13 protein-coding genes and 1 pseudogene are annotated in these 25728 nt (G+C 47.3%); 2 read left to right on the top strand and 12 right to left on the bottom strand.

The features are described from left to right. Nucleotides 1-18 precede the first annotated feature (18 nt). From T360_RS0101590 to T360_RS0101580, 4 genes and pseudogenes are all read right to left on the bottom strand, one after another. Complete coding sequence (locus T360_RS0101590; RefSeq protein ID WP_028911236.1) at nucleotides 19-2160, bottom strand: TIM-barrel domain-containing protein; 2142 nt, start codon at nucleotides 2158-2160, stop codon at nucleotides 19-21. Between the two features lie 9 nt (nucleotides 2161-2169). Further along, the gene (locus tag T360_RS15925; protein ID WP_081772663.1) at nucleotides 2170-3495 is read right to left on the bottom strand and encodes a family 43 glycosylhydrolase; all 1326 of its coding nucleotides are present in this window, start codon (nucleotides 3493-3495) and stop codon (nucleotides 2170-2172) included. Between the two features lie 81 nt (nucleotides 3496-3576). Continuing rightward, nucleotides 3577-4899, bottom strand: a pseudogene (locus T360_RS14355) (glycoside hydrolase family 43 protein); the annotation flags it as partial. A gap of 148 nt (nucleotides 4900-5047) precedes the next feature. Continuing rightward, complete coding sequence (locus T360_RS0101580) at nucleotides 5048-7546, bottom strand: glycosyl hydrolase 115 family protein (protein ID WP_028911235.1); 2499 nt, start codon at nucleotides 7544-7546, stop codon at nucleotides 5048-5050. A gap of 248 nt (nucleotides 7547-7794) precedes the next feature. Between T360_RS0101580 and T360_RS0101575 the strand changes: the two genes are divergently transcribed. Continuing rightward, nucleotides 7795-11727 (top strand): two-component regulator propeller domain-containing protein, encoded by a 3933-nt coding sequence (locus tag T360_RS0101575; RefSeq protein WP_231488021.1) that lies wholly within the window; start codon nucleotides 7795-7797, stop codon nucleotides 11725-11727. A gap of 27 nt (nucleotides 11728-11754) precedes the next feature. Here T360_RS0101575 and xyl3A read toward each other — a convergent pair whose 3' ends face one another. From xyl3A to T360_RS0101535, 8 genes are all read right to left on the bottom strand, one after another. Continuing rightward, entirely contained in the window at nucleotides 11755-14337 is a 2583-nt protein-coding gene (xyl3A, locus tag T360_RS0101570; RefSeq protein ID WP_028911233.1) for a xylan 1,4-beta-xylosidase, read from the bottom strand. Between the two features lie 12 nt (nucleotides 14338-14349). Continuing rightward, a complete protein-coding gene (locus tag T360_RS0101565; RefSeq protein WP_028911232.1) occupies nucleotides 14350-16824 on the bottom strand; it encodes a glycoside hydrolase N-terminal domain-containing protein in 2475 nt (824 codons plus the stop codon). Between the two features lie 229 nt (nucleotides 16825-17053). Continuing rightward, nucleotides 17054-19249 carry a bifunctional endo-1,4-beta-xylanase/feruloyl esterase gene (xyn10D/fae1, locus tag T360_RS0101560; protein ID WP_028911231.1) on the bottom strand — a complete coding sequence of 732 codons (2196 nt, stop codon included), beginning with the start codon at nucleotides 19247-19249 and terminating at the stop codon, nucleotides 17054-17056. Nucleotides 19250-19475: 226 nt separating this feature from the next. Beyond that, the gene (locus tag T360_RS14350) at nucleotides 19476-19784 is read right to left on the bottom strand and encodes an HI0074 family nucleotidyltransferase substrate-binding subunit (RefSeq protein ID WP_051523273.1); all 309 of its coding nucleotides are present in this window, start codon (nucleotides 19782-19784) and stop codon (nucleotides 19476-19478) included. 104 nt (nucleotides 19785-19888) lie between these two features. Then, nucleotides 19889-22486, bottom strand: a complete 2598-nt coding sequence (locus T360_RS0101550) for a carboxypeptidase-like regulatory domain-containing protein (RefSeq protein ID WP_028911230.1) — start codon at nucleotides 22484-22486, stop codon at nucleotides 19889-19891. 3 nt (nucleotides 22487-22489) lie between these two features. Further along, on the bottom strand, nucleotides 22490-23185 hold the full coding sequence (locus T360_RS0101545) for a GLPGLI family protein (protein ID WP_028911229.1): 696 nt from the start codon (nucleotides 23183-23185) through the stop codon (nucleotides 22490-22492). 71 nt (nucleotides 23186-23256) lie between these two features. Continuing rightward, nucleotides 23257-23502: a hypothetical protein gene (locus T360_RS0101540; protein WP_028911228.1), complete on the bottom strand. Its 246-nt coding sequence runs from the start codon at nucleotides 23500-23502 to the stop codon at nucleotides 23257-23259. A gap of 16 nt (nucleotides 23503-23518) precedes the next feature. After that, complete coding sequence (locus T360_RS0101535) at nucleotides 23519-23881, bottom strand: hypothetical protein (RefSeq protein ID WP_028911227.1); 363 nt, start codon at nucleotides 23879-23881, stop codon at nucleotides 23519-23521. A gap of 211 nt (nucleotides 23882-24092) precedes the next feature. On the opposite strand from T360_RS0101535, the gene T360_RS0101530 reads away from it, so the two are divergent. Continuing rightward, on the top strand, nucleotides 24093-25586 hold the full coding sequence (locus T360_RS0101530; protein WP_036928449.1) for a lipopolysaccharide assembly protein LapB: 1494 nt from the start codon (nucleotides 24093-24095) through the stop codon (nucleotides 25584-25586). The last annotated feature ends 142 nt before the right edge of the window (nucleotides 25587-25728 follow it).

Here is a 25728-nt window from a genome sequence, read left to right as displayed (position 1 = left end):
TTAAAGTTTATGTTATTACTAGATCGAATAGCCAGCTCGGATAAACACCGGGATATAAGCCTTGGTGACTGGTGTCTCCACATATTGTCCGCCGTCGTAGTGTTTACCAGTATGATAGTCGGTCCAACCACCAGGATGTTGGGGCAGATAGGTGCGCCAAGTGGTCACGCCAGGCTCGGTAACAGGACTGATGAGCAGTGCCGGACCGAACATATATTCGTATGGCTGCTTCAAGGCTTCTTCATCATGATAGAAGTCGAACACCAATGGACGCATCAGTGTGCCGCCTTGCTCCGATACCGCCTTGGCACAACGCTTGATATAAGGCAGAAGCTGATAGCGCTCCTTCAGACAGTTGGCAATAACAGTCTGTGCTTCCTGTCCGTAGTTCCAGGGCTCAGTATTACTCATATAGCCGTGCACACGCATCAGTGGTAGATAGACGGCTGTCTCAATCCAGCGCAGCATGCGCTCGATATAGGCGCTGTCGGTGTATTGGTTCTGTGGACGGAAGAAGCCGCCGGCATCATAGGTCCACCAGGGGATGCCAGCAGCCTGCATACCCAAGCCGGCTGTTATCTGGCGACGGAAGGTCTCCCAATCGTTACCCACGTCACCACTCCACATGGCCGAGCCATAGCGCTGGATACCAGCAAAACCGCAACGGGTGAGTATCATCGGTTCTTTACCGGCCGCAACAAGACCTTCATACACCGTCTTGTTCACCAGCAGCGGATAGACATTACGCACCTGTTCACCATTCCATCGACCGTTGTTCACCTTGCGGCCCAGCAGATCGTCGTTCTCTGGTTCGGTAGCATCCTGCCACCAGGCATCGATACCCAAAGGCAACAGGCGCTCCTTGAAGTTCTTCCAATAGGCTGCGGCAGCCTCGGGGTTGAAGAAGTCAATCCAGTCGGTCTCGGGGATATAATAGTTAGCGGCCAGCATCTGCTTGCCTACCTCCGAGTTCTTGTCAATCTTCGACCATACACTCAGCATCAGCTTCATGCCCATCTGGTGCAGACTGTCAGTCAATGCCTTTGGATCGGGATAGAACGCCTCGTCAAATCGCATCGAGTTCCAACCGTACTTGCCCCAATACTGCCAGTCTTGCACCAGCATGCTCACAGGCAACTGTTCGCTACGGAAGCGGTTGGCGGTCTGCAGAATCTCATCCGACGAATGGAAACGCTCACGACAATGGATATAGCCCAGCGCCCAGTCAGGCATCTGTGGGCATTCACCCGTCAGTTCACGATAGGTGGCGATAATCTCATCAGGTGTACCAACAAACACGGTATAGTCCACCCCATCGGCAACAGGCGAACGGAACACCGTTTCATCCTTCACCTTATTATAATATACGATAGGTTGATCAATCTTGGTTAATTCTGCCGACAACTGGTGACGCCCTTTGGTAAGGTGTACGATTTTCGAGGCCGTAGGTGGCAGCCACACGTTCTGCATCTCTATCACCTGCTGCCCGTCTATTGTCAGGTTATGGCGGCGTGCCATCTTCTGTCCTACATCAAGCAACAGGGCATAATCGCCGGTTTCATCGATATCAATCGTGGCTTCGAAGATATGGCGCTCGCGCACTTCGCGCTTGCCACCTTCGGTAGAAGTGACATCCACCACCTCACGCTCACCGGCACCAGCACGCTTCGTCAACTTCACACTGTGAGCGCAAGGGTTGAAGTCGGTCAAGCCGTAGTTATTCCACAGCACCCCGTAGCCTTTACTCGAAATCAGCATGGGGATACTGATCTGGGTGTTCACCTGCGTGAGGCGGCGCGACAGGCCACGCACATTGCTGTAGCCATCCTGAAACTGTCCCAATCCAAAGAGATATTCATCCTTTGGCGAGTCGAAAGTCAGCGTAGCCTCACCGGCAGTGAGTTGATGTTTCGTGGCGCGAAACACCGCACAACCGGTTTTATCGCTCACAGTCAGCGTGTTGCCATCAACCACTGCTTTGACATCGGCCTTTTTCAGTTCATCGTGCTTCACATAGAGCCAGTCGGGCAGGTCGCTTTTCTCATTGCCAGCATACCTCACTCTGACAGCATTCTTTGCCACATAAGTTACAGAAAAGTTCTGCGCTGTGGCCATCACAGCCACCACGCAGAACAAAATAGTTGATATTAGTTTTTTCATTATCATTGATTACTTTTTAAACTGCCACCAATCCAGACGGACATCGCCGTTGGCCTTATCGAAACAAATATAGAGATCATGCACACCAGCAGCATTCTTCACTTTGCCACTGAATGAGCGGTACTTCTCAGCACTACCGGTCTTACCGATGGTGACGGTACCTACCACAGGACCATCAGCACAGTCTAATCGCAGACTGACGGTGCAACCACCAGTAGCGGCAGCGGTGATGTTAAACTGCTTGGCACCTGCACCAAAGTCAACACCACGCAGTTTGATATATTCGCCATCGTTGATATCAAAGATATACATATTCTTCTTACCCGTAGAGGTAGGCATATCAGCTACCACACCGGTATTCTCGATACCCATCTTGGCACTCTTCAGTCCGAAGCCCCATGCCATGGTCTCAGCCTCCACACGCTGGTAGGGGTTCAGCCAGTGCAACTGCTTCATGGGCTGCTGGTCCAACCAATAAGGAATCTCCTGGATGGTACCATCGGCATTGTAGGTAATCTCCTGTGCCGACACACTGCGACGCTCATGGTGCACAAAGGTCTCCAAGTGCATCAGGTCGTAGTTCTGACCGAACACATACGAATGCCCCTTGAAATCGCAGATACCGGGATGGTTACCACGGTCGCGCTGGGTGGGTTTCATAATATAACCCTTCCACTCCCAAGGTCCGGTGGGACTGTCACTCATGGCATAGCCCAAAGCCTCAGGACAACAAGTAGAAGCAAAGCCCAGATAGTATTTTCCGTTCCGCTTATAGAACCAAGGTCCCTCCTGATAGTTAGGAATATGTGGCAACTTGGTGACACTGCTCGTCACAGATGTCATGTCCTCACCCAACTTAGCCCAGAAGGTATGGGGATTACCCCAGTACATATAAGCCTGGCCATCGTCGTCGGTATAAACCGATGGGTCGATATCATACCAGTTGCTCTGATCCCATACCAGCGGTTTGCCGAGTGGATCCTTAAACGGACCGTAAGGCGAGTCGGACTTCAGCACACCAATGCCATGACCATGCAAGGGCGCATAGAGATAATATTTCCCATTGCGCTCCACGGTCTGGATGGCCCAGGCACCATTCTCACGACTGCGCCAAGGGAAGTCCTTCAACGAAGCCACAGCACCATGCTCGGTCCAGTTCACCATATCGGTAGTGCTCCACAGCAACCAATCGTACATAAAGAATCCAGCCGAGCTCTTCTCGTTCACATCGGGGATATCCTCTGGCGAGGCATCGTGCGAGGTATAGAGGAACAGGGTATCACCTACTACCAGTGGCGATGGGTCGGCCGTATATTTGGTTTGGAACAAAGGCATGTTCACCTGCTCCAGTCCACGCATTTCCCACCAGTCGAAATTAAAGAGTTTCGGACCCTTACGACCTTTGAACACCAGATAGACATCGGCTGTCTCAGGGAGCTTTAAACCCGAGATGGTACGGGTAGGCGCGTCAATATCGGTAATGGTCGAGTAATCCAAATCAGTAGTAATGGTCTGCCACTTCTCCCAACCACCCGTAGCAGGCACATTCAAGGTGCCAAGACATCTGCCACCGATACTGTCGAGATGTATCTCAATTCGACCACCACGCAAACCACTGGCCACACGGGCTGTGAACGTACGTGGATACTTGTTGGCAAAGGCCACATTCTGCAATTTGATATAGTCGCCATTGTGGATGTCACTGACATAAACCCCTACCTCATCATTTTGCTCGGTTTTCAAACCTTTCGAGAAGGCCATGGTCTCGGCCTCAACCTTACGATAAGGGTTAAACGTGCCAACAGGCTTCACACCGGCATCGGTAGGCATAATCTTAGGAAAGCTGCCATCGGCATTGTACTTAAACTCCTCGACAGCCACACTGCGACCGAAGCCACCACCATTGGGCAACTTTCCGGTATGGTAGAAGAAATAGCTATGCCCCTTATAGTCGGCCACACCACAGTGGTTGGTAAACGAGTTGGTATCGCAGAGTGGCATAATCTCGCCAGCATACTTCCAGGGCCCTAGAGGCGATGGAGCTGTGCTGTAAGAGATATGCTCAGGCACACCGCCAGCAGCATAGAGCAACTGATAAACGCCATTGCGCTTCGTGAGCCAAGGGCCCTCTACATACGAGTCCTTATAGACCTTTCCTTTCTCGCGCTCTTTCATCATCGGACCGCCAAAAGCTTCTTCGGTCATCGGCAACTTACCCAGTTCACCTTCATACGATATCATGTCGCGGTTCAGCTTCAGGTAATACACCTGCGGGTTACCCCACATCAACCAGGCCTGCCCGTCATCATCTATCATCACCGTAGGGTCGATATGATCCCACGAACCATTCTCAAAGAGCGGTTTGCCGATGGCATCCTTAAACGGCCCTGTGGGCGAATCGCTCACAGCCACACCGATGGCCATGCCGCCCGACAGTTTTGAATGCGCACAGATATACCAGTAGAACTTTCCGTCGCGCTCGATAGTCTGACCAGCCCAGGCACGGTCGTCGGCCCATGAAAAACTCTCTAGAGCCAAAGGCGAACCATGGTCCTGCCAGTTCACCATATCCTGCGTGGAATACACACGCCACTCCTGCATCCAGAAGAAGTCGGCACCATCCTCATCATGACCAGTATATACATACATCGTACCGTTGTGCACCAATGGCGCGGGGTCGCTGGTACACCAAGTCTGCACGAAGGGATTCTGCGCCTTCGCACCTATCGATAACAACATGACTGCTGCTACTGCAGTTGATCTATTTATCATTCTTTTTACGTTTATTAGTTTGCTGCTGCAAAGGTACACCAATTTCACGACATATCTTTTAGCAAATGTAACTTATACTTTACGAAAAGTAACACAACAAAAAAAGTCCGAGCTGTTATAAGCCCGGACCAGTATATGTTTTAGGCGACTCTTTTCCAAACAGGTACTGCGGTTGATAGCCACCCAGATCTATCACAATCTTCTCAAACACGATACCAGGGTCTTGTGGATGCAGGGTCAGCGTGTGTATATCCTTGCTGGCATCTATCGGCAATTCCACCACCTTTTCTACCACGCGCTTGGCCACTGTTGGATAATATACCGAGTAGATATTCTCGGGCTTCTCGTTCAGGTTTTGATTGAAATTCACTGTGGCAGACGGCTGCCCATCAATGGCCACCTCATACACCAAACCGCCTTTATCCAAGAAATCGAGCGTAGATTTGGTGACGACATGCACTTTCACCGTTTTCACATCGCCTGATCTGAACTTATAAGAAAGCTCAGCCTGACCGGTTGCGGCAGTATAAGGCATCAGGGCGATACCACTCAAAGTGCGCCCCATATAAGGAATCACCGTCCATCGGGCATCCTTCGCATCCTGACGGTCATAAGTATGTTCGGCCTCTATACTGATATAACCATCACGAGGCACAAACACCGGTCCATGGGCAGGCGCGGGCACTTCAACCAGGCGTGGACATACATCAGCACGATAGTTATCATTCCAGGTGCGATAGCTGATGTGCTTCTGTATCATCATACCATCCCACTTACCGCCTGCCATCACCTTATTATAATAGCGGCACAGCACCGAGTCGCGCTTAAAAGCCTGACGACAGCGCTCTGCCCACTGGTTGGCTTCGGGGTCGTTGGCCTTGGCCAGTTGCAGGTTCATGGCCTGCGCATAGTACATCTCGTAGATGTTACCCATGGCCTGAACCGGGAAGAGGATCAACTGGCGATAAGCATCCTGACAGGTAGGATCCAGTTCGATAAACAAGCGCAAGGCACGGGCTTCGAGTGCACGATACTCATTCACCACCCGTTCAAACTCATCGCAGGTATAGGTACGGGCATCCAACATCTCTGCGGTGATACGACCATTATACTTACAAACCAAGTTCAGGATAGATGCCGCCTCATCAGCATGCGCCTCGCCAAAACTCTCTGCACAGAAGTCGCGTGTGTGCTCAAGCAGGTTGTCAGCCTGATACTGCGTGGGATTCCAAGCCATATCCATAAACAGCTGGATAGGATATTCCATCGGCTTCAGGTCGCCCACATTCAGGATCCACAGTTTCTGGATACCACCGTTATAGGCCAACTGTAGCTGCTCCCACATATTCTGAGTGGGGGTGACATTGATCCATTTCGAGTTACGAGGGGCACCCACGTAATCCACATGGTAGTAGAGTCCCCACCCGCCTTTACGTTTACGTTCCTGAGCAGTAGGTATTCGACGCACATTTCCCCAGTTGTCGTCACACAACAGGATCGTGACATCATCGGGCACACGCAGTCCGGCATCATAATAGTCCTGCACCTCTTTATATAAGGCCCATATCTGCGGTGTCTCCTTGGCAGGACGCTTAGTCACCTCCTTGATAATACGGCGCTGGTTGTTGATGATATCCTCCAGCAATCGTGTATCAGTGGTGTTACCCATAGCCTCATCACCATCACCACGCATACCGATGGTCACGATGTCGTCGGTGTTCTTCATGCGCTCTATTCCTTCACGGAAAAAGCGATCCAAATTATATTTATTCGTAGAATAGTTCCAAGCTCCCCAGTCTTTACGGTGGCGGGCATACTCCTGATGGTTACGCGCCATGGGCTCATGGTGCGAGGTTCCCATCATCACACCCATCTTATCAGCAGTCTTCAGGTTCTCTGGGTCGTCGGCATAGAAAGCCCATCCCCACATGGCAGGCCAGAGGTAGTTGCCTTTCAGTCTAAGAATCAGTTCAAACACTTTTTCATAGAACTGATGCCCGCCGTAGTCCGTACCGAAAGTATTCTTAACCCATGTCGTGAGACAGGGGGCCTCATCATTCAAGAAAAGACCACGATAACGCACGGCAGGCTCACCATCGGTATATTCACCTTTCTTTATATAGAGCGCAGCATGCTGCTCTACTGGCACATCGGCCCAGTAATACCAGGGCGAGACACCGATTTGCTTCGACAGTTCATAGATACCATACACTGTTCCACGCTTATCACTGCCCGCAATCACCAACTGACCACCGATGGTCTTGATGATATATTTCTCGGTCTTACCTTTCAAGTCGGCCAGTTCACCTTGCTTCACCCACTGGTCTATCTGTTGATTACATCCCACTGTACCTATCAGCACCTCGACTGCCTCATTGGCGAAAGTGCCTTTCTTACCCGTCACCTTCTCAAAATCAGTCAAGAGGTTGCCAGCAGCCAACTGCACACAACTATGCTCACGCTGACTCAAACCAACAGTCATTTGTCTCAACTGCCATGCGTCTGCCGAGGGCTGGAATGCAACAAAACGATCAGTCGCTCTCAGATGCGAAACAGCCATCATACACATCAGGAACACCATTGTTCCGAACAAAACAAGTCTTCTATTCTTCATCGCGAATGTTACAAATTATATAATTTGCCGCAAAGTTAAAGAGATTTTAGGAGCGAAACTACATCAAATGTATCAAAAACTTTAGAATTTGTAACATTTGTTTGTTACATCACAAAAAATACAGTATCTTTGCAACAAATAAGCAATAAAACAACTAACGCGACCATTTAATTACTAACAAAACAATGATAGTGAAGTTTTTACTAACGCTAGCTACGTTTTTCATCTCTTCAAGTGCTTTCGCCCAAATGGGAAAGTACTTCACGACTGATAACCAATTATCAAGCAGCTTCGTTACACAAGTCTATCTTGATAAAGATGGTTTCATTTGGACTACTACTCGTAACGGTATCAACCGATACGACGGCTATCAATTCCGCGTATTCAAGAAAGAAAATAAGCACGACAGTTCATTAGCCAGCAACTATGTCAACAGTATGATGCAAGACCGGAACGGACTCTTCTATTTCGGTATGTATGGTGCGCTGCAGACATGGGACGGGAACGGTTTCCACGATGTGACCATGTACGACACGAAAGGCAACATCGGCCACAGCTACCCCAACTGTTTCTTAGAGCGCACAAACGGTGACATACTGGTGGGGACCTCTGGTTTGGGTATCATGAAATTCAAGGATCAGAAGACCGCCTATCAGGAGAAGGGCCCATTAGCAGCCATTCACACTGTCAACAGCATGATTGAAGACCGCACGGGCTTACTGTGGATAGCCACCGAGCACATGGGACTCCTTTCTTATAACGGGAAAAATCTGAAACGCTATATGAAGGACTACCCCAATGTCATCTTTTCATGTCTCTGTGAAGGAAAAGATGGCATTATCTATGCCGGTAGTACCAACTATGGTGTATTCAGGATGCAAGGCGACACGTTCGTACATATCGATGAGACCGGCTATAATGCCGTATCAGCACTCTATTGCGAGAACGACGGCAATATTGTGATTGGCTACGACGGCAATGGTCTGGCACTCTATAACCCCAGAAACAAAGAACTCACCAACAATCCCTTCTTCTCGCTTGAGGTGGACCTCGCTAAGAGTAAGGTATATTCTATTACTGAAGATAAAAGCGGCAACCTCTGGTTTGGTCTGCTGCAGAAAGGTATCTTCATGCAACCCCGCAGTTTCAAGGGATTCAACTATATGGGTCACAAACTTGGCACCAGCAATATCTTAGGTTCGGCCTGCATCGTCAGCGTCATCCTTGACAGCAAGACACGTATCTGGGCGGGCACAGATAAAGATGGACTATACTGCTATGATTTCAACTCGAAAGTAGCCAAGCATCTGAAGGATCAGTACCCATCGGTTGTCGTGTCGCTGGCCGAAGACTTGAATGGTCGCATCTGGTTGGGCACCTACCGCGAGGGCATTGGCTGGGTTGACCCTGTCACCTTCCAATACCACAAAGTAGCATTCCCCGCCGATCCGCATCTGATTGTCATGGATATCGCCGTTGGCAACGACGGCACTCTGTGGTTGGCCACCATGAAATATGGTATCGTCAGGATAGATGCCAACGATGGACATGTGATTGCCACGTACAAGATGCGAAATGGCGCCGATAAGAACAGGAAGTTAAACTGCATCACTAACGACTATGTATCGCAGGTTCAGCTTTCACCTGATGGCAAGCGTCTTTACGTTTCCACAACCATGGGCCTATGCTGTTTAGACATCCCCAACAACAGTTGGACAAGCACTTTCGGTACAAACTGTCTAAACTACAGCACCCCCGTCAGGATAACCCGTGAATATGACGACAAACTATGGTACGGCACCAATGAAGGTCTCTTCTGCTATGATCTGAGAACCCACAAGACCAAGCAATACACCCGCGAAGACGGTCTGGCCGACAATGGTATTGCCACCATCGAGCGCGACCTTCACGGTCGCCTTTGGATAGCCACCGACCATGGACTGAGCTGCTTCAACCCCAAGACAGAAATCTGGCAGAACTATTTTGCCGACGACGGACTGCAGAGCAACGAGTTCAGTGATGGTGCATCCTTCATGTCGCCAAACGGCATCCTTGCCATGGGTGGCATAGCCGGTATATCATGGTTTAACCCGAATCATATCGAGCCCACCAAATGGGAGGCCGAAGTGAAACTAACCTCCTTCTCCATCAATGGTCAGCAGGTAAGTCGTGCCACACGTTCCGGCAGCTATCAGGTTACCGATACCACCATCCTGGCCAGTCAACGTTTCGAGCTCAGCTATAGCGACAACACGTTCTCTATCCAGTTCTCGACACTCACTTACGAGAACCCGGAACACATCTCTTATTTATATAGTATCAACGGCGAGCCATTCAACCGTCTGCAGCCTGGCGAGAATATCCTCACGCTGTCGCACCTGCCTCAAGGCAGCTATCGCTTCAGGATAAAAGCCGAGCGCAACAATGTTGAAACCCCGGAAAGAGAGTTTACCGTGATTATCCACAGTCCGTGGTACCGCTCGGCATGGGCTTACTTCTTCTATGCCTTGATCATCGGTCTGTTCGGTTGGCAGTACCTGTCATACCGACGTCATAAGGAGCAGGCCAAGTTGCGCCTGCAGGCCCATATCCATGCCGAGGAGATGGGCGAGGCTAAGCTGCGTTTCTTCATGAATATGAGTCATGAGATACGCACCCCAATGACACTGATCATCACACCACTGCTCTCGCTCATCAAGAATGATGACGACCCCAACAGAAAGATTGTCTATGAGACCATCAAGCGCAATGCCGAACGTATTCTCAGTCTGATCAATCAGATGATGGACCTGAGAAAGATCGACAAAGGCCAGATGCAGATGCGCATGCGTGAGACAAACCTTGTATCTTTTGCCAAAGACATCTATGACCTGTTCGACAATCAGGCCAAAGCCAAGCAGATAAAGTTTATCTACCAGTACGACAACGAAAGGATCCCTGTTTGGATCGACCGTCAGAACTTCGACAAGGTGTTTATGAACGTACTCTCTAACGCCTTCAAGTACACCCCGGTAGGTGGTGAGATTGGCATCCGCTTGAGTCACAACAGCGATTCGGCCACGATTGCCATCTATGATAATGGTGAAGGCATCCCCGAAGATAAGATCAACAAGATTTTCGAGCGCTTCTATCAGACGCCGTCATCAGTCAACGACCGTTATATAGGCACAGGCATCGGTCTCGACCTCACCCGTTCGCTGGTAGAGCTCCACTATGGCTCCATCACCGTTCATAACTTGGATAAAGGTTGTGAGTTTGTCATCACCATCCCATTGGGCAACAGCCACCTGAAGCCCGACGAGATTGCCTATGACGAAGAGGTGACAGAGAACGCCACCTCAGCACTGCAGTTGGAAGAAGAGCCACAGCCAGAGGTAGTCACTCCGGATATAGAGAACAGTCAGCCTAACCGCAAGACGACGTTGGTTATCGCTGAAGACGATGAAGAGATACGCAACTATCTGGAGAGTGAGCTGTCAAAAGACTATGAGGTGCACGCCTGCACCAATGGTCGTGAAGCACTTGGCGAGATCATCAGGACCAAGCCCGACCTGGTATTGAGCGATATCATGATGCCAGAGATGGATGGTAACACCCTATGCACCCACCTGAAGACGAACCCAGACACCAATTCTATCCCCGTGATACTGCTTACGGCCAAAAATCGCGATGAAGACAAACTGGAAGGTCTGGAGACAGGTGCTGATGCCTATCTTGTGAAACCATTCAATATGGATATCCTGCGCCGCACCATCCTGAACCTCATCAACAGGCAGCGCCTGCTACGCCTGAAATACGAGCGTACCGACTCACTGGAGGAGCAAGTCAGCAACGTGGATCTCAAATCGCCCGACGATAAACTACTGGAGCGCATCATGGAGTGTATCAACAAGAATCTGAACAACTCCGACCTCAGTGTTGATATGATAGCAGAAACCGCCGGTATCAGCCGTGTACACCTGCATCGCAAGATGAAGGACCTGACAGGTCAGACCCCACACGATTTCATACGTAATATCCGCCTGAAGAAAGCAGCCCAGCTGCTGACGATGCCAGGCATGAACGTTACCGAGGTGATGTATGCATGTGGTTTCTCTAACTCCGCTTCGTTCTCTACCGTCTTTAGGAAATTCTACGGCATGTCGCCACGCGACTATCTGAGAGAGCACGAAGAACGCTGATGCTCATAAAAGGAAAAATGACCACCACTATAAAGTGATGGTCATTTTTTTCAGGTCTTTATCCAGCGAACTGGTTCCGTAGAGTATCTCATACTTTCCGGGTTTTGTTCGCATGGTGTTCGTCTCGGCATCCCAGAACTCTAACGATGCCTTGGTGATCTTCAAGTTGGCAGTAGCGGTCTGTCCGGCTTTGATGTCCAGGCGCTCGAAACCGCGCAGACTCTTCAGCGGTCCGTTGGGATCCTGCAGGTTGCGGATATACAACTGGATGGTCTCACTACCACTGCGTGTTCCGGTATTAGTAACAGGAATCTGCACATTGTAGAGAGCATCATCGCCGGCAGCCTCCAGCTTAGCCTCTCCCACCTCGAAGGTCGTATAGCTCAGACCATAACCGAAGGGGAACAGGGCGTCATCGAAATAACGATAGGTACGACCTTTCATCGAGTAGTCCTCATAGTCGGGCAACTGCTGATCGTTCTTATAGAAGGTTACTGGCAGCTTTCCACTGGGGTTGTAGTCGCCAAACAGCACTTCGGCAATAGCTGTTCCACCCTCCTGTCCGGCATACCAGGCCTGCACAATGGCATCGCAGTTCTCGGTCTCTGGTGTCAGTGCGATGGCAGAGCCTGAACAGTTCACGAAGATCACCTGCTTACCGGCAGCCTTCAGAGCCTTCAGGAAGTCGCGCTGCACCTTAGGCAGTTCAATACTGGTACGGTCGCCACCTTTAAAACCTTCTATCTGTACTGGCATCTCCTCGCCTTCGAGTGCAGCAGAGATACCACCAACAAAGATCACCTTGTTGATACCCTTCAACTGAGCGATTATCTGCTGATAGTCGATAGGCAGCTCCTTGGCGATATTGATCTTCAGGTTGGCATTATAAGTATGTACATGCGAGAAACGCACTTCTATACGATAGCTCTTACCCTTCTCGGCCTGGATAGCCACACGGTTGGGCGTGGTGCGCCAGATATGATGCATGAACTTACGCTCGCCGTCGATATACAGTTCGAAATGACCGCAGCCATCCACGTTCACCACATACTCACCTGCTTCTTTGGGCGTAAACACCGTCTCATACTTAGCAGAGAAATCCTCCAACTGCACGCCAGACGCAAAGTTATGCATACCTGCTGTGGTGACAGCCAGCGGTGTGGTGTAGTACTGGGTGGTGACAGGCTTTCCTTCCATCTTACGGTTATTCCAGAAGATACCCTTCAGTCCTTTTTTGCCTTCAAAGCTACACTGCGATGCCATCAGGCAGTCCATCACCTTATCATAGGTCAGGTCGCAACCGGCAGCATAATACAGTTTCTTCTGCTTGGCCTTGATACCATCCAGAATGGTTACCGTGTGGTTAGGCATACCGTTGTAGTTACCCCACATCATTGGGGCGTTGTCGGCATTCGGACCAATCACGGCTATCTTCTCAGCATTCTTTTTCAGGGGCAGGATATTTCCTTTATTCTGCAGCAGCACGATGGTCTGTCGCGCCATGTCGAGGGCGGTAGCAGCATGCTCTTTGCACGACATCTTTGAGTAAGGAATCTTCGACCACTCCACCAGCGCAGGGTCGTCCATTTCACCCAGGTCGAAACGACCTTCCAACAGTCGTACCACATGCTTATCCACCTCAGCCTCGGTGATGAGTCCGCGTTTCACGGCCTCGGGAATACTACGATAGGCATAGCCATAGCCACACTCCACATCGGTACCAGCGATGGTAGCCTTAGCCGAGGCATGGACAGGGTCGGAAGATGACTTATGCGACTCATAGAAATCGCTCACAGCACCACAGTCGCTCATCACCAGATACTGGAAGCCCCACTCATCGCGCAGGATTGTCTGCAACAGGCGCTGCGAACCGCAACAAGGGTCATCATCCAGTCGCTGATAGGCACACATCACCTCGCGCACCTTACTATCCTCGACCAATTTCTTGAAAGCTGGCATATAAGTCTCCCAGAAGTCGCGAGGCGACACATTGGTGAGATTGGCACTATGACGGGTATATTCCGGGCCGCTGTGCACAGCATAGTGCTTGGCACAAGCCCACAACTTACGATATTTGGCATCCTCAGGCCCCTGCAAACCACGCACCACCTGGTCGCCCATCACACTGGTCAGATAGGGGTCCTCACCATAGGTTTCCTGTCCTCTGCCCCATCGTGGGTCGCGGAAGATATTGACATTCGGTGTCCACACGCTCAGACTGTGGAATTTCTCATCCTGGCCTGAGCCACGCAGCATGCGCTCATTATACTGGGCACGAAATTCAGTCGAAGCCGCATCAAAGACACGGAACAAGAGGTTAGGATTGAACGATGCAGCCATAGCCACCGGCTCTGGGAACACCGTCACATGATCCATGTTGGCAGCACCATGCAGGGCCTCACTCCACCAGAAGAACTTCTTGATACCCATACGTGGAATGGCAGGACTCTCATCGAGCATCAGCATGGCTTTCTCTTCCAATGTCAACCTGCCGCAGAGGTCGATGGCACGCTCCTTGGCCGACAGGTTAGGATTCTGATAAAGTAATGTCTGTGCCGAAGCTTGCAGACTGGCGCACAACGCCATTGTTACAAACAGTTGATACTTCATATGAATTAGTTATTATTGATGATATACTTTATATGTTTTACCAGGCATAGTGTAGATATCATACTCATAAACCTTGCGGATGGGCAGCAGTTTGAAGTCTTTTAGTTCATCCGACTTGAGCGGTTCACGAATCACGGCACCCTTCAGCAGTTCGTTGGTACACTCGCCTTGCGCTGGCTCCAGACCAGCACCACGCAGTGGTACATACGAACGCAGGCGCAGCTGACCACCAATCTTCGATTCGATGGTAGCTTCTGTCAACTCACCATACTGCCATTTCATGTCAACCTCGAAGTTGCCCCTGGCGCGCAGACCTTTCACCTCGCCGTCAGCCCAGGCATCTGGAAGGGCAGGCAACAGATGCACCGCCCCATCATGACTCTGCAGCAGCATCTCGCAAACGCCAGCCGAGCAGCCGAAGTTACCATCAATCTGGAATGGTGGATGGGCATCAAAGAGGTTAGGATAGGTACCGCCACGAGGGCCCCATTCAGTGGTGCTCGGTATCACATTCAGCATGTTCTTGATAATCTGGAAGGCATGGTTGCCATCCAGCATACGAGCCCAGAAATTGATTTTCCATCCCAGGCTCCATCCTGTGGCCATGTCGCCTCGCTGCTGCAGCGTGTTGGCAGCGGCCGAGAACAGTTCTGGGTGACTGTAAGGCGATATCTGATTAGAGGGATAAAGACCATAGAGGTGGGAAATGTGGCGATGCTCATCCTTGGGGTCATCACCATCAATCAACCACTCCTGCAACTGGCCATAGCGTCCTATCTGCATAGGTGGGAGCTTGGCGATGGCATTGGAGAGCATGGTGGTGTAAACAACATTGCCGTAGCCCAGTATCTGATGGGCTCTGAGTGTGCTGGTCAGCACATCAAACACGATCTGGTTATCCATGGTTGAACCAGCCGTCACAGTGGTTGTCTTACCCACTGGTCCGTGCTCTGGCGACACGGTAGGCACGGTGACGAGCCAACCGGCAGCCTGTTTCACCTCACCCCATTTAGGATATTCCTGCATATACGACAGCAGGAAGTCGGCAGCTCCTTTCAAGATGGGGTAGTAAGCCTCAAGGAAGCGCTTGTCGCCGGTATAGAGATAGTACTGCCACAAATGGGTGGTGAGCCAGGCCCCTCCTGTTGGGAACATACCCCAAGTGGTGCCATCCACCGGACCGGCAATACGCCACAGGTCGGTATTATGATGCGCCACCCAACCCGGACAATCATACATCACACGAGCCGTCTTGGCGCCTGTAGCACTCAGGTCGCGAATCATGGAGAACAGCGGTTCCTGCGTCTCAGCCAGATTGGCCACATTAGCAGGCCAGTAGTTCATCTCTGCATTGATATTGATGGTATATTTCGAATCCCAAGCGGGATCCATCTTATGGTTCCACACACCTTGCAGGTTGGCAGGCTGCCCACCAGGCTGCGATGAGGATATCAGCAGATAACGCCCATACTGCATCATCAGCGACACCATGTCGAGATCGGTTCCATCGAAAGCAGCCAGACGCTGATCGGTGGGAAGACTGGCCGAACTAGCTGTACTTGGCAGCACCAGACTCACACGGTCATACTGTTCCTGATAGTTATCCAGATGACGCTTCAGCAGTTGCTTATAATTCTTATTCTTAAGCGTCAGCATCGTCTGGTTATTCTTCTGCACAGGATTGCCGCTCACATCTTGGTAGTTCACGTAGTTAGTAGCAGCAGTAATCAGGATGGTGGCTGTGGTAGCATGGCGTACATGCATGCTGCTGGCATCATCGGTCACCACACCGTCGGCCAGCACTTTCACACGCACCTCTGCGTTCAACTTGCCAGCCACGCCCTCGTGTTCCACATTACTTATTGTATAGGCGTGCTCATTCTTACCCACAGCGCCACCCTCCAGGGGTTGCTTGTTGCGCATATAGTTCACATCGAAGCTTAGTGCTTTTTTCTTGCTGGCAGTAATCTGTACGATGACTGCATTATCAGCCTGCGAAGCAAACACAGTACGGCTATATCTCACATCATCCACATCGAAGCTGGTGGTACAGAGCGCATCACCAAGATTCAGTTCGCGACGATAGTTGGTTGGTGCAGATGCACTGTTATAGTCGAAAGAGAGCATCAGATCGCCAAGAGGCAGATATTTCTGTCCATGAGGTCCTTTAAAAAACGTGCGCTCTATCAGGTCGTGCGCCTCCTGCTCTTTTCCCTCAAAGATCAGGCGTCGCACATCCTTGATGGCCACTTTGGCATCAGCACTATTGTTATGATGCGGCGAACCACTCCAGAAGGTTTCCTCATTCAACTGAATCTGTTCTGTAGCAACACCGCCATACACCATTGCCCCCATGTGCGAGTTACCTACAGGCAGAGCCTCTAACCACTGGTTAGCGGGAGTGTTGTACCACAACTTGTGCTGCTGGGCGTTGGCTGCTATTGCGCCAGTCATGCAAATCAGCATAAAAAATAAAATCCGTTTCATATTTGCAATTGGTCTTTAAATAAAAACCCTGGGACAAGAAACGCTTTTCTTTAGTCCCAGGGAAGGAAAAACTACTAACTACTAATATAACTAAAACAATTTTAACCGATTCTTTAACTTATCTGGGTGCAAAGTTAATACATTTTCTTTAAAGTGACTTATCCTGATGTTACATTTACTTTATCATTTGTTTCAATCACTAAAAAATGTACTATTTTTCACACTTTTCTTATTTAAAAAGACTCTGAGCCATCTTTTCAAGGCAGCGACGCCATGTCAAGAACTCATGGGCAGTGCCTTCTGATACCAGACCTTCGGCCTTGAATCCAGCAGCCTTCAGAGCCTCAACGCTCTTGTTGATACCCTCTGGGTTCTCCTTATCGCCACAACCTACGAAGATATACTTCACAGCCTTGGGATCCTTAATCTCCTCAGGCATATAGGTACCGCCACTCAGCAGGCCCCAGTAACCGAACATTTCAGGACGGCGCAGGGTGATGAGCTTGGTTTCCATACCACCCATCGACAGTCCTGCCATCGCACGGTTCCACTTGTCGGCCTTGGTCAGGAAGTTCTTATCGATAGTAGGAATCAGCTCGTCGATGAGCACCTTCTCAAACTCCTCGGCAGTAAACTTACCGATTGAACCAAACTTGAAGTCGTTGGTCAGTCCGTAGGCCATTACCACGATAAATGGCTTAATCTTTCCATCAGCAATCAGGTTGTCCATAATGAGTCCAGCCTTACCTTGTACAGGCCAGCTGGTTTCGTTCTCACCCCAGCCGTGCTGCAGGTACAGTACTGGATAGCGCTCCTGTGTCATCTTACCATTCTTACCCTTTACCAGCTTGCCGTAACCGTAAGGCAGATAAACATTGGCAGTCTGCATCTTACCGGTGCTCTCGCTCCAGAAGGTTACCTGCTGGATGTTACCATGGTTGATATCCTTGCGATAAGCGTAGAAGTCCTGATCCTTGGCAGGAATCTCGATACCACTCTCCCAACGGCAAGAACCGAAGTAATTATGTGTACCAGGATCGTTGAACACGCCACCATCGATAGTCAGGTGATAGTAGTGGAAACCAGGATCCATTGGACCATCTGTAGTACCAGTCCACACGCCATCCTTATCCTTGTGCAGTACGGTACCGCCACGGCCACCAAGACCCAGGCTAACGATAACCGACTTAGCATCGGGAGCCACCACACGGAAACGGGCATAACCCTCAGAGTTAACCTGTGGATACTCCTGACCAGGCTGGTTCATGGGGTTGGGCACGAAATCCTCTTTGGGCTTGCGGTTGTCCATAGCGGCATCAAAGTCGCGGATAATCTGCAGTGAGCGCTTAGCCTTGAAGTTCTCGTCGAAAGGCAGTGGGTGATTGTTCACACCCAGCCAAGAGTCCTTATCGCTCAGGTTCCAGAATGTAACGTTCTTAATCACATCCTTGTGCTTGCGGAAAATCTTGAACAAGCGGGCATACTGGTCCTCCTGCAGTGTCTGCATATAAGCAGGCTGTGGCTTAGCCTCGCCACGCGAGAACATCAGCTGGCCACCGCTCTCGGTATTGGTACGCAGATCCAGCTCTGTGATATGGATAGTGTTTACAATCTCGCTGAAACGGTTGATAGCCTTCTCCAGCTTCTCCTCATCAGGGAAGTAGATATTGTAGTGACCCTGCATGCCGATACCATCGATGGGCACACCAGCCTCTTTCATCTTCTTCACCATATTATATATACGCTCACGTTTGCCCTCGTCAACACAGCTGTAGTCGTTGTACATCAGCACACCTGTTGGGTCGGCCTCGCGTGCAAACTCAAAAGCCTTAGCAATAAACTCATCGCCACACAGCTTGAAATGGCGGCTCTGACGATAAGGACTGGCAGGAACCATCTTACCATCAACAAACTCGAATGGACGACCATCGTCGGCCATAGCCTCGTTTACTACGTCCCATGCATAAACCACGTCCTTATAGCGATTAACCACTGTGTGGATATGCTCGCGCAAACGCTGGTAGAACACCTCTTTCTTTACGGGCTTACCCTTCTTGTCGGTAAACATCCAGTCGGCAAACTGCGAGTGCCAGCACAAGCAGTGACCACGCATCTTGATACCGTTTTCGCGACAGAAGTTGGCAATGCTGTCAGCCAAACCAAAGTTCCACACACCCTCTTTTGGATGAATCTCGCCAGGTTTCCAAGCATTCTCAGCAGTTACACTATTGAACTGCTTTTTGACGATTGCTGTCTGAGCAGGATCCGAGATGTTGAACTTGTTTACAGCCACACCGATAGTAAAATAGCCTTTATAGGCATCTTTCAGTCCTGGACCCTCGCTGAAATCCACGGGGCGCCCCCACTGAGCCGATGCTGTCAGGCTACCGGCAATAAGCGATAATGCTACGAGTAGTTTCTTCATATTTATCAATTTGATTTCTGTTTATTAATTAATTCGGCTGCAAAGTTACAATAAATCTAGCAAACCTTCTATTCCTAGAGTATCATAAACTTTATTATTTGTACCATCAATGGCCGAAATATCAAAAAAGCGATAGCCTATAGGCGAATATAGGCTATCGCTATTTTTGGTTTCCGTCCAAAAATCACAGGAACTCTGATGAGCACTACTAACCAGACCTAGGATATTATGCGGGGATGGGGACATCATCAATCATTTCCATCCATGCGTCTCCATTATCTATCAGTGACAAGCTAAATGCCTGGCGCACTACATCCTTTGAGCCTACCAATCCTATCACGCCATTATCTTTCTCATAGCTCATCATCAATTTCCACGCCATCTCATAAGTAAATTCAAACCTCTTGATAAGACTGTCACGCTCAAACTGATTAAGTGGGCGCTGCTTGGTGATGGCAATAACTTCTGCCATCCTTACAATGGCATTTTTGAATATGCTAAGGCGCTCAATCCACCTGGGTTGTTTTACTTCCATCTTGTGCTATTTATGATTTCTGCTGCAAAAATACAATGAATTATTGAAACATGCAAATAAAACAAACAAAAAACGGTGAGACCACACTACCACCCCCAGAGAACTTAAAAAATCCTTTTAATTCCAACAATGATATAGCCTGGCAGACGCCTTTCCACAACCGTTTCCATGTAATCACTCGTTGCATCAATACTGATACGCTGAACACATCTGGTGTTCAGCAAATTGTCTCCTTTAACAAAGAAAGACCAAAATCCAGCTGTATAACTCCCCTGAACACTACAATCAAAATGCCCCAACTTCTGGGAACCAGACTGGTCATGGACGTAGGTCAGTGGCACACTGACATCCCACTTTCCTTTTTTCGCCACAAATGGTCTGAGATATAGTTCATAAGACATCATGTTTAGCAGAGAGCCCGACAGTCCCAACTTACTTTGCTGCATAGTGAACCTGTATCCCATCTCGGCATTGACTAAGGAATATTTGAACTTGGTGGTCATGGAAATCTCCCCTTCTGCCTGAGAATGCCGATTCTTACTCAAACGATTATTATAGGCAGACTGATAGCGACTATTCACTAACGTTGATTTAAATGACAGGATAAGGGGGAACCGAAATCCTTTCTTTATATTAAAGTACGCATGCTGGGACATATCACTCTGGTTAGATTCTATCAACGATGCTATTAGCACATTCCCTGCATTATCATAATTACGAATATATGGTTTTTCTGTTAGAGAGCATCCTATATTCATAATCCACGTAAAATCCGATAGTATATTAAAATAATGACTGCTAAACGTTAAATTATGATGCAGATGTAGCAAATCCGTTTTTCCATCAAAAACCGTCAGTTGCCTATAGTCATTAATCACTGTCCCATGGGCAAAATAGTTATCGTCGCGTTCATATCCGCTGCTATAGGTTAAACTCATGGCATTAATAGTACTTAAAGCTAACTCTATAGAGGCATTTGGCAAAACCGCCACTTTACTTGTTGTGTGGATTTGATCAATATATGCAAGGTCAATCCCAGCATCGAAGCGAAGCCTTCCCTTATTTTTCCCTAATGACAGGCCATAATCATATAGGCGGGTTAGATCTTTATCTTTTTGTTTTACTGAATGTGCGACATACGGAGATATTGATGATGTGGAGCGAATCAAGTTCCATGCAGCACTCATTCTAAACTGCCATGCTTTTGAAAGTCTGTGCGTCCAAGATGCAGCCAGATTATGATCCAGCAGAGTGGTTCGCTGAACCTGCGATACCGACTGTGAACGTTGGTTCGGCATAAACAAAAGACTATCATCTGCCTCAACACTAATAGCCCGGAAATTATTGTTATAGGCAAGTTGTGAACTGACAGACAACAAATTACGATTATACCAGTTCTTTACAAAAGCTAAGTTATTACTAACATTCCAAACATTCATATCCTCATCCCAGGCATATCTTCCCAACTTATTCTGGCTATTCTGAGGCGCGGCAATCAGATTGAATCTCCAGTCTAAAGCCGCATCTGGTTTTAACGTATTCTTCATGTTGATTCCCACATGATGAAAACCCCTTTCTGCCTCGGCAATCTGCTTAGTATTCTCTACAAAATTCTTGCCAAAATAGGTGCGAGTAATATCATACTGTCCCTTACTATTCTCAAGATTAAACAAGTAATAAGCATTAATCTTAACATGCTCATTGGGATTCCAAGCAATATTAGCAGAAGCCACCCCATTTGTGCGACTATATGTATTTATACTGTTATTGATGTATGATACAGCCGATAATCCATTATCTATAATTTTGCTAGTACCGCCGAGAGTTTTAGCATAGTCTTTCACACCTCCAAGCAGTTTGATATAATCCATCAATGTCATCATCTCCTCGCCTGTATTAAAAAACTTTGCGTTGACTCCCCACATCAGATTCCCGCCAAAGGAATATAGGTTTGCAGCCATCCTGTATTTGTCACAATACCCTCCATACAGTTCTGCATTTCCTGTAATATTTCCTAAATGCACTGAATCAATTGTAACATTCAATGCTGTAGATTTATGAGTTTTGAAACCTTCTACAAAAGAGTACTCACTATAGTTTTTTTGCAATTGGATCTTATCTACATAATCAGAAGGAAGATTGTTTGTAATTTGCTCATTATGCTCACCAAAGAAATCTTGGCCATTAACAAGTATTTTCTTTACGGCCTGCCCATTGGCAGTGACCTGTCCCTTATCATCCACATCCATTCCAGGCAGTTTTGCCAGAATATCCTTCAGCACTCTCTCTGAACCATCTGTATATTTCTGAAAGTTGTAGTCTATAGTATCTCCATGAACCTTAAATCCTGGCATACGCCCTTTCACTACTACATTTTTCAGCATTACTGCTTCGGGCTCCAAGGATACAAAAACAGTACTATCCTGTAAAAAGGAGACAGCCATTTCAGATGTCTTATATCCTAAACATGTAACCTTCAATAAAATGTTATCAGGAAGACCATCAATTAAGAAACTACCAGAATCATCCGAAACAGCAAATCCTATGAGAGCACTATCAGGCAAGGCATAAGCCATCACATTGGCAAACGACACATAGCCACCTGTTGAGGAATCTTTAACAACACCGCTAAGTGATTTGCCAGTTGCTGCATCAACAGAAAAAGCCAAACACAACCATACAGAAAGAAAAAAGTGCCTCATGTGCTACCTCTCCAGTGCTAACTTTTTAATTTCTTCAAAGCGTTCGGCTGAAACCTTTTTCCCATGTTTCTTCCCAGCCAGTTCTGAACGAGAATTGGTATCTATCGAAATACATCGATAGATATTCCTATTGTCCTCCAAGTCTAATATTAACCCTGGCAGTCCCCAATACAAATCAGGTCCCTCACTAATTGGAATCTCAGGACAGAACCAAGCAGTAACAGTATCATTTAGAACAGCACGATAACACTTCAATCCCATAATATCTTTACTATCTGAGCTTAGCTTCCAACTATACTGAGGAGCGGTCTTTTCTATGATATATGCCTCTGCCAATAAATCCCTAACTTCAACTACTGTTCTGTTGGACAGATCCTTATATACGGCATGATCTTCCTCACTATAAGACGCATTAACCAATATAATCTTCACACCTCCTCCTTCTCTCAAGTCTTCATCTGGTTCCAAGCGCACATAGGAAGACTGTCTGTTTTTGACAACAAGACAGAAGGAATCCTCCTTTTCAATATTTAGGCCAGCAAACAAACCATTGTGCTCCTGATTATTAGGATTTCTCATTATTTTATCAATTTGCTCCTTCCGCTGTTTTGAGTAAACAGAATATTTCACCTCTATGCTCTGCGCTTTACACAACACAGTAATCATCATCAATAATAGTAAAGATATTATTTTCTTCATATTAATTTAATTAAGAGAAAAACTCAACCCGTTTATATAGTAATAAACGAGCTGAGACACTATAGACCGGATTATTTTCCTTTGTGCTTGATAACAATAATATCTTTTATAGTACCATCATCGTTATAAATGACGATAACTTCAACATCTTTTTGCTGAGTTACTTCCTGCACTTCTGGAGTAGGAATACTTGCCACGGGCGCAGCAACTAAAGTTGTAGCCATTCCAAAAGCAACAACTAATGCTAAAAATAATTTCTTCATTTTCTTTTGCTTTTTTATTGTTAATACTATTCTATTTTTTGGAGTTTCCTCCATGGGCCCATTTCCTTATTTACGAGTATATGATAATATGGTTTTCTGAACAAATCAATTCAATGCTGTACATTCTTGAAGATACAAATTCAGGCAAAACAATTGCATACTCATCACCGATTGTATCGGTAACATCATATAGAACATTACCATCCTTATCACGTATTATCAACTCTGCATTATATAATGTAGCATTTGTCAAGACGGATAATACACCTTGATTAAAAGATATGACTGGTGTAGATGGCTTCTTAGGAGCTTTATGCGGATGCCCCTTTTCTCCTTTATCATATCCATTTGGATTAATGCCATTAGGCGTTCCATCCGCATAGGACATTTGACTCATAAAAGTCAATAATAGAATAGAAATAATTTTCTTCATTGTAGTGTATATTTATGAATTGACGGTGCAAAAATATCAAAATCATGGCGTTTAACCAAACTTTTTAGTACGCAAATGAGTACGCATTTTCTGCGTACTGTACGCAGAAATGTTAAAATATCGATGAAATGGCGGTTTTTCTAAAAAATATGTATTACCTTTGTCAGCGAAAAAAAAGACTGTTATGAGATCATATCTATTAAAGTGCGTTATGTACATAGCCATACTAGCCATTACTTTTTCGTGTCAGGGGGAAGATTCGTCTCTTGAAAAAGAGATGTATCAGAAGTTGCAAAGCATCAAAACGTCCGATAAAGCCGATAATCCCATATCAGAATATGACTCTTTGGCACTTTCGTTAGTTGACTATTATGAACATCATGGCAGCAAACTTAAATTAGCTGAGGCCTATTATTATGCTGGCCGCGTGTTCTACGAGCAAAGAGACTTTCCAAAGTCACTAAATTTTTACTACAAAGCAGCAAAAGCCCTTCCTGATAGCGACACCCCAAGCCTGGGAGGAGTGATCTATAGCCAAATAGGTTATGTATTTTCGTACCAAGACTTATCTGATGAGGCCATTAAGGCCTTCAACCAATCCTACCAATTATGTAAAAACCAAAATGACACACTTGGCATGATTTATGGACTGAGAGATATGGGAAAAGAATTGAGCGACCATGGGAACTACAAGGATGCAAAAAAGATGTTATTAGAATCAATCCGGTTGGCAAAAGCAAAAGGAATAGATTACATGTATTATGGCAACAAAAGCAACCTTGCAGGTTTGTACTATAAACTTCATGATTATCAGAAAGCAAGAGCAGAAATAAATGAAGCGTTGACTTGTGTTTATGGGCCAGATAGCAGTGGTGTATTGGCTACAGCAGCAAATATTTACATGACTATGGGAATGATTGACTCTGCCGAATACTACTCTAAGCTATTATTGGAGAATGGTACAATATATGCCCGCAGCTCAGCCAATGAGCGCTTGGCCGAAATTGCCCTCAAACGAGGACAAGCTAATGAAGCATTGCATTATCTAACGATATATAAGAATCTTACCGACTCAATCAACGAAACAACAAGCACAGAAACCGTTGCCAAAATAAATGCACTATACAATTATCAGCGACAAGAGCAGGAGAATGCCGAGTTACGAGCAAGCAATCAGCGCAAGAATATTTATCTTGCGGTGGCCTGTTTTGCCATTCTGGCCCTTGCATTTTTATTCATTATCGCATATTTATATTACACCAAAAACAAAGAAGCCAAAAGCCTGAGAACTGAGATATTAGAGCAAGCAAAGAAATGGCAACAAACGCAGGCAGAAAAAGCCTTATTAGCAGATAGGCAAAATAAAATACAAGCATATAACATCTGCAAGAAATTCAACAGCCTTGCTGATGACAGCACAAATAAACTAACTACAATCACAAACACTGACTGGCAAAAATTAGAAGAGGCTATCAATAGTGTTTACCCACGCTTTACAGAGAGGTTGGAAAACCTTTGTAATATTAGCACCACCGAACGCCAAATCTGTTTATTAAGGAAAATCAATATGAACCCTGTAAAAATCGCTACTCTACTCAATAAGAGTAAACAATCTATCAGCTCATCCCGAGTACGACTATATGAGAAATCATTCGGCCAGAAAGGTACACCCACCCAATGGGATGAGTATATCCAGAGTTTATAATCGTGTGAGAATTTTGCAAATTTATCTACCACTCTACCACCAGTCTGGCGGAGTACCTGTGTTTATGAGGACTGGAGAGGTGGTGGCAGATGGGTGGCAGATGGTGGATAATTGCAAAAAAGTGCCTTAAATCGATAAAAAG

The organism is Prevotella sp. MA2016, assembly GCF_000619825.1.
Taxonomy (GTDB): Bacteria; Bacteroidota; Bacteroidia; order Bacteroidales; family Bacteroidaceae; genus Prevotella.
Note: the sequence above shows the minus strand (reverse complement) of the source record. Positions and strands in the feature narration are given on the sequence as shown.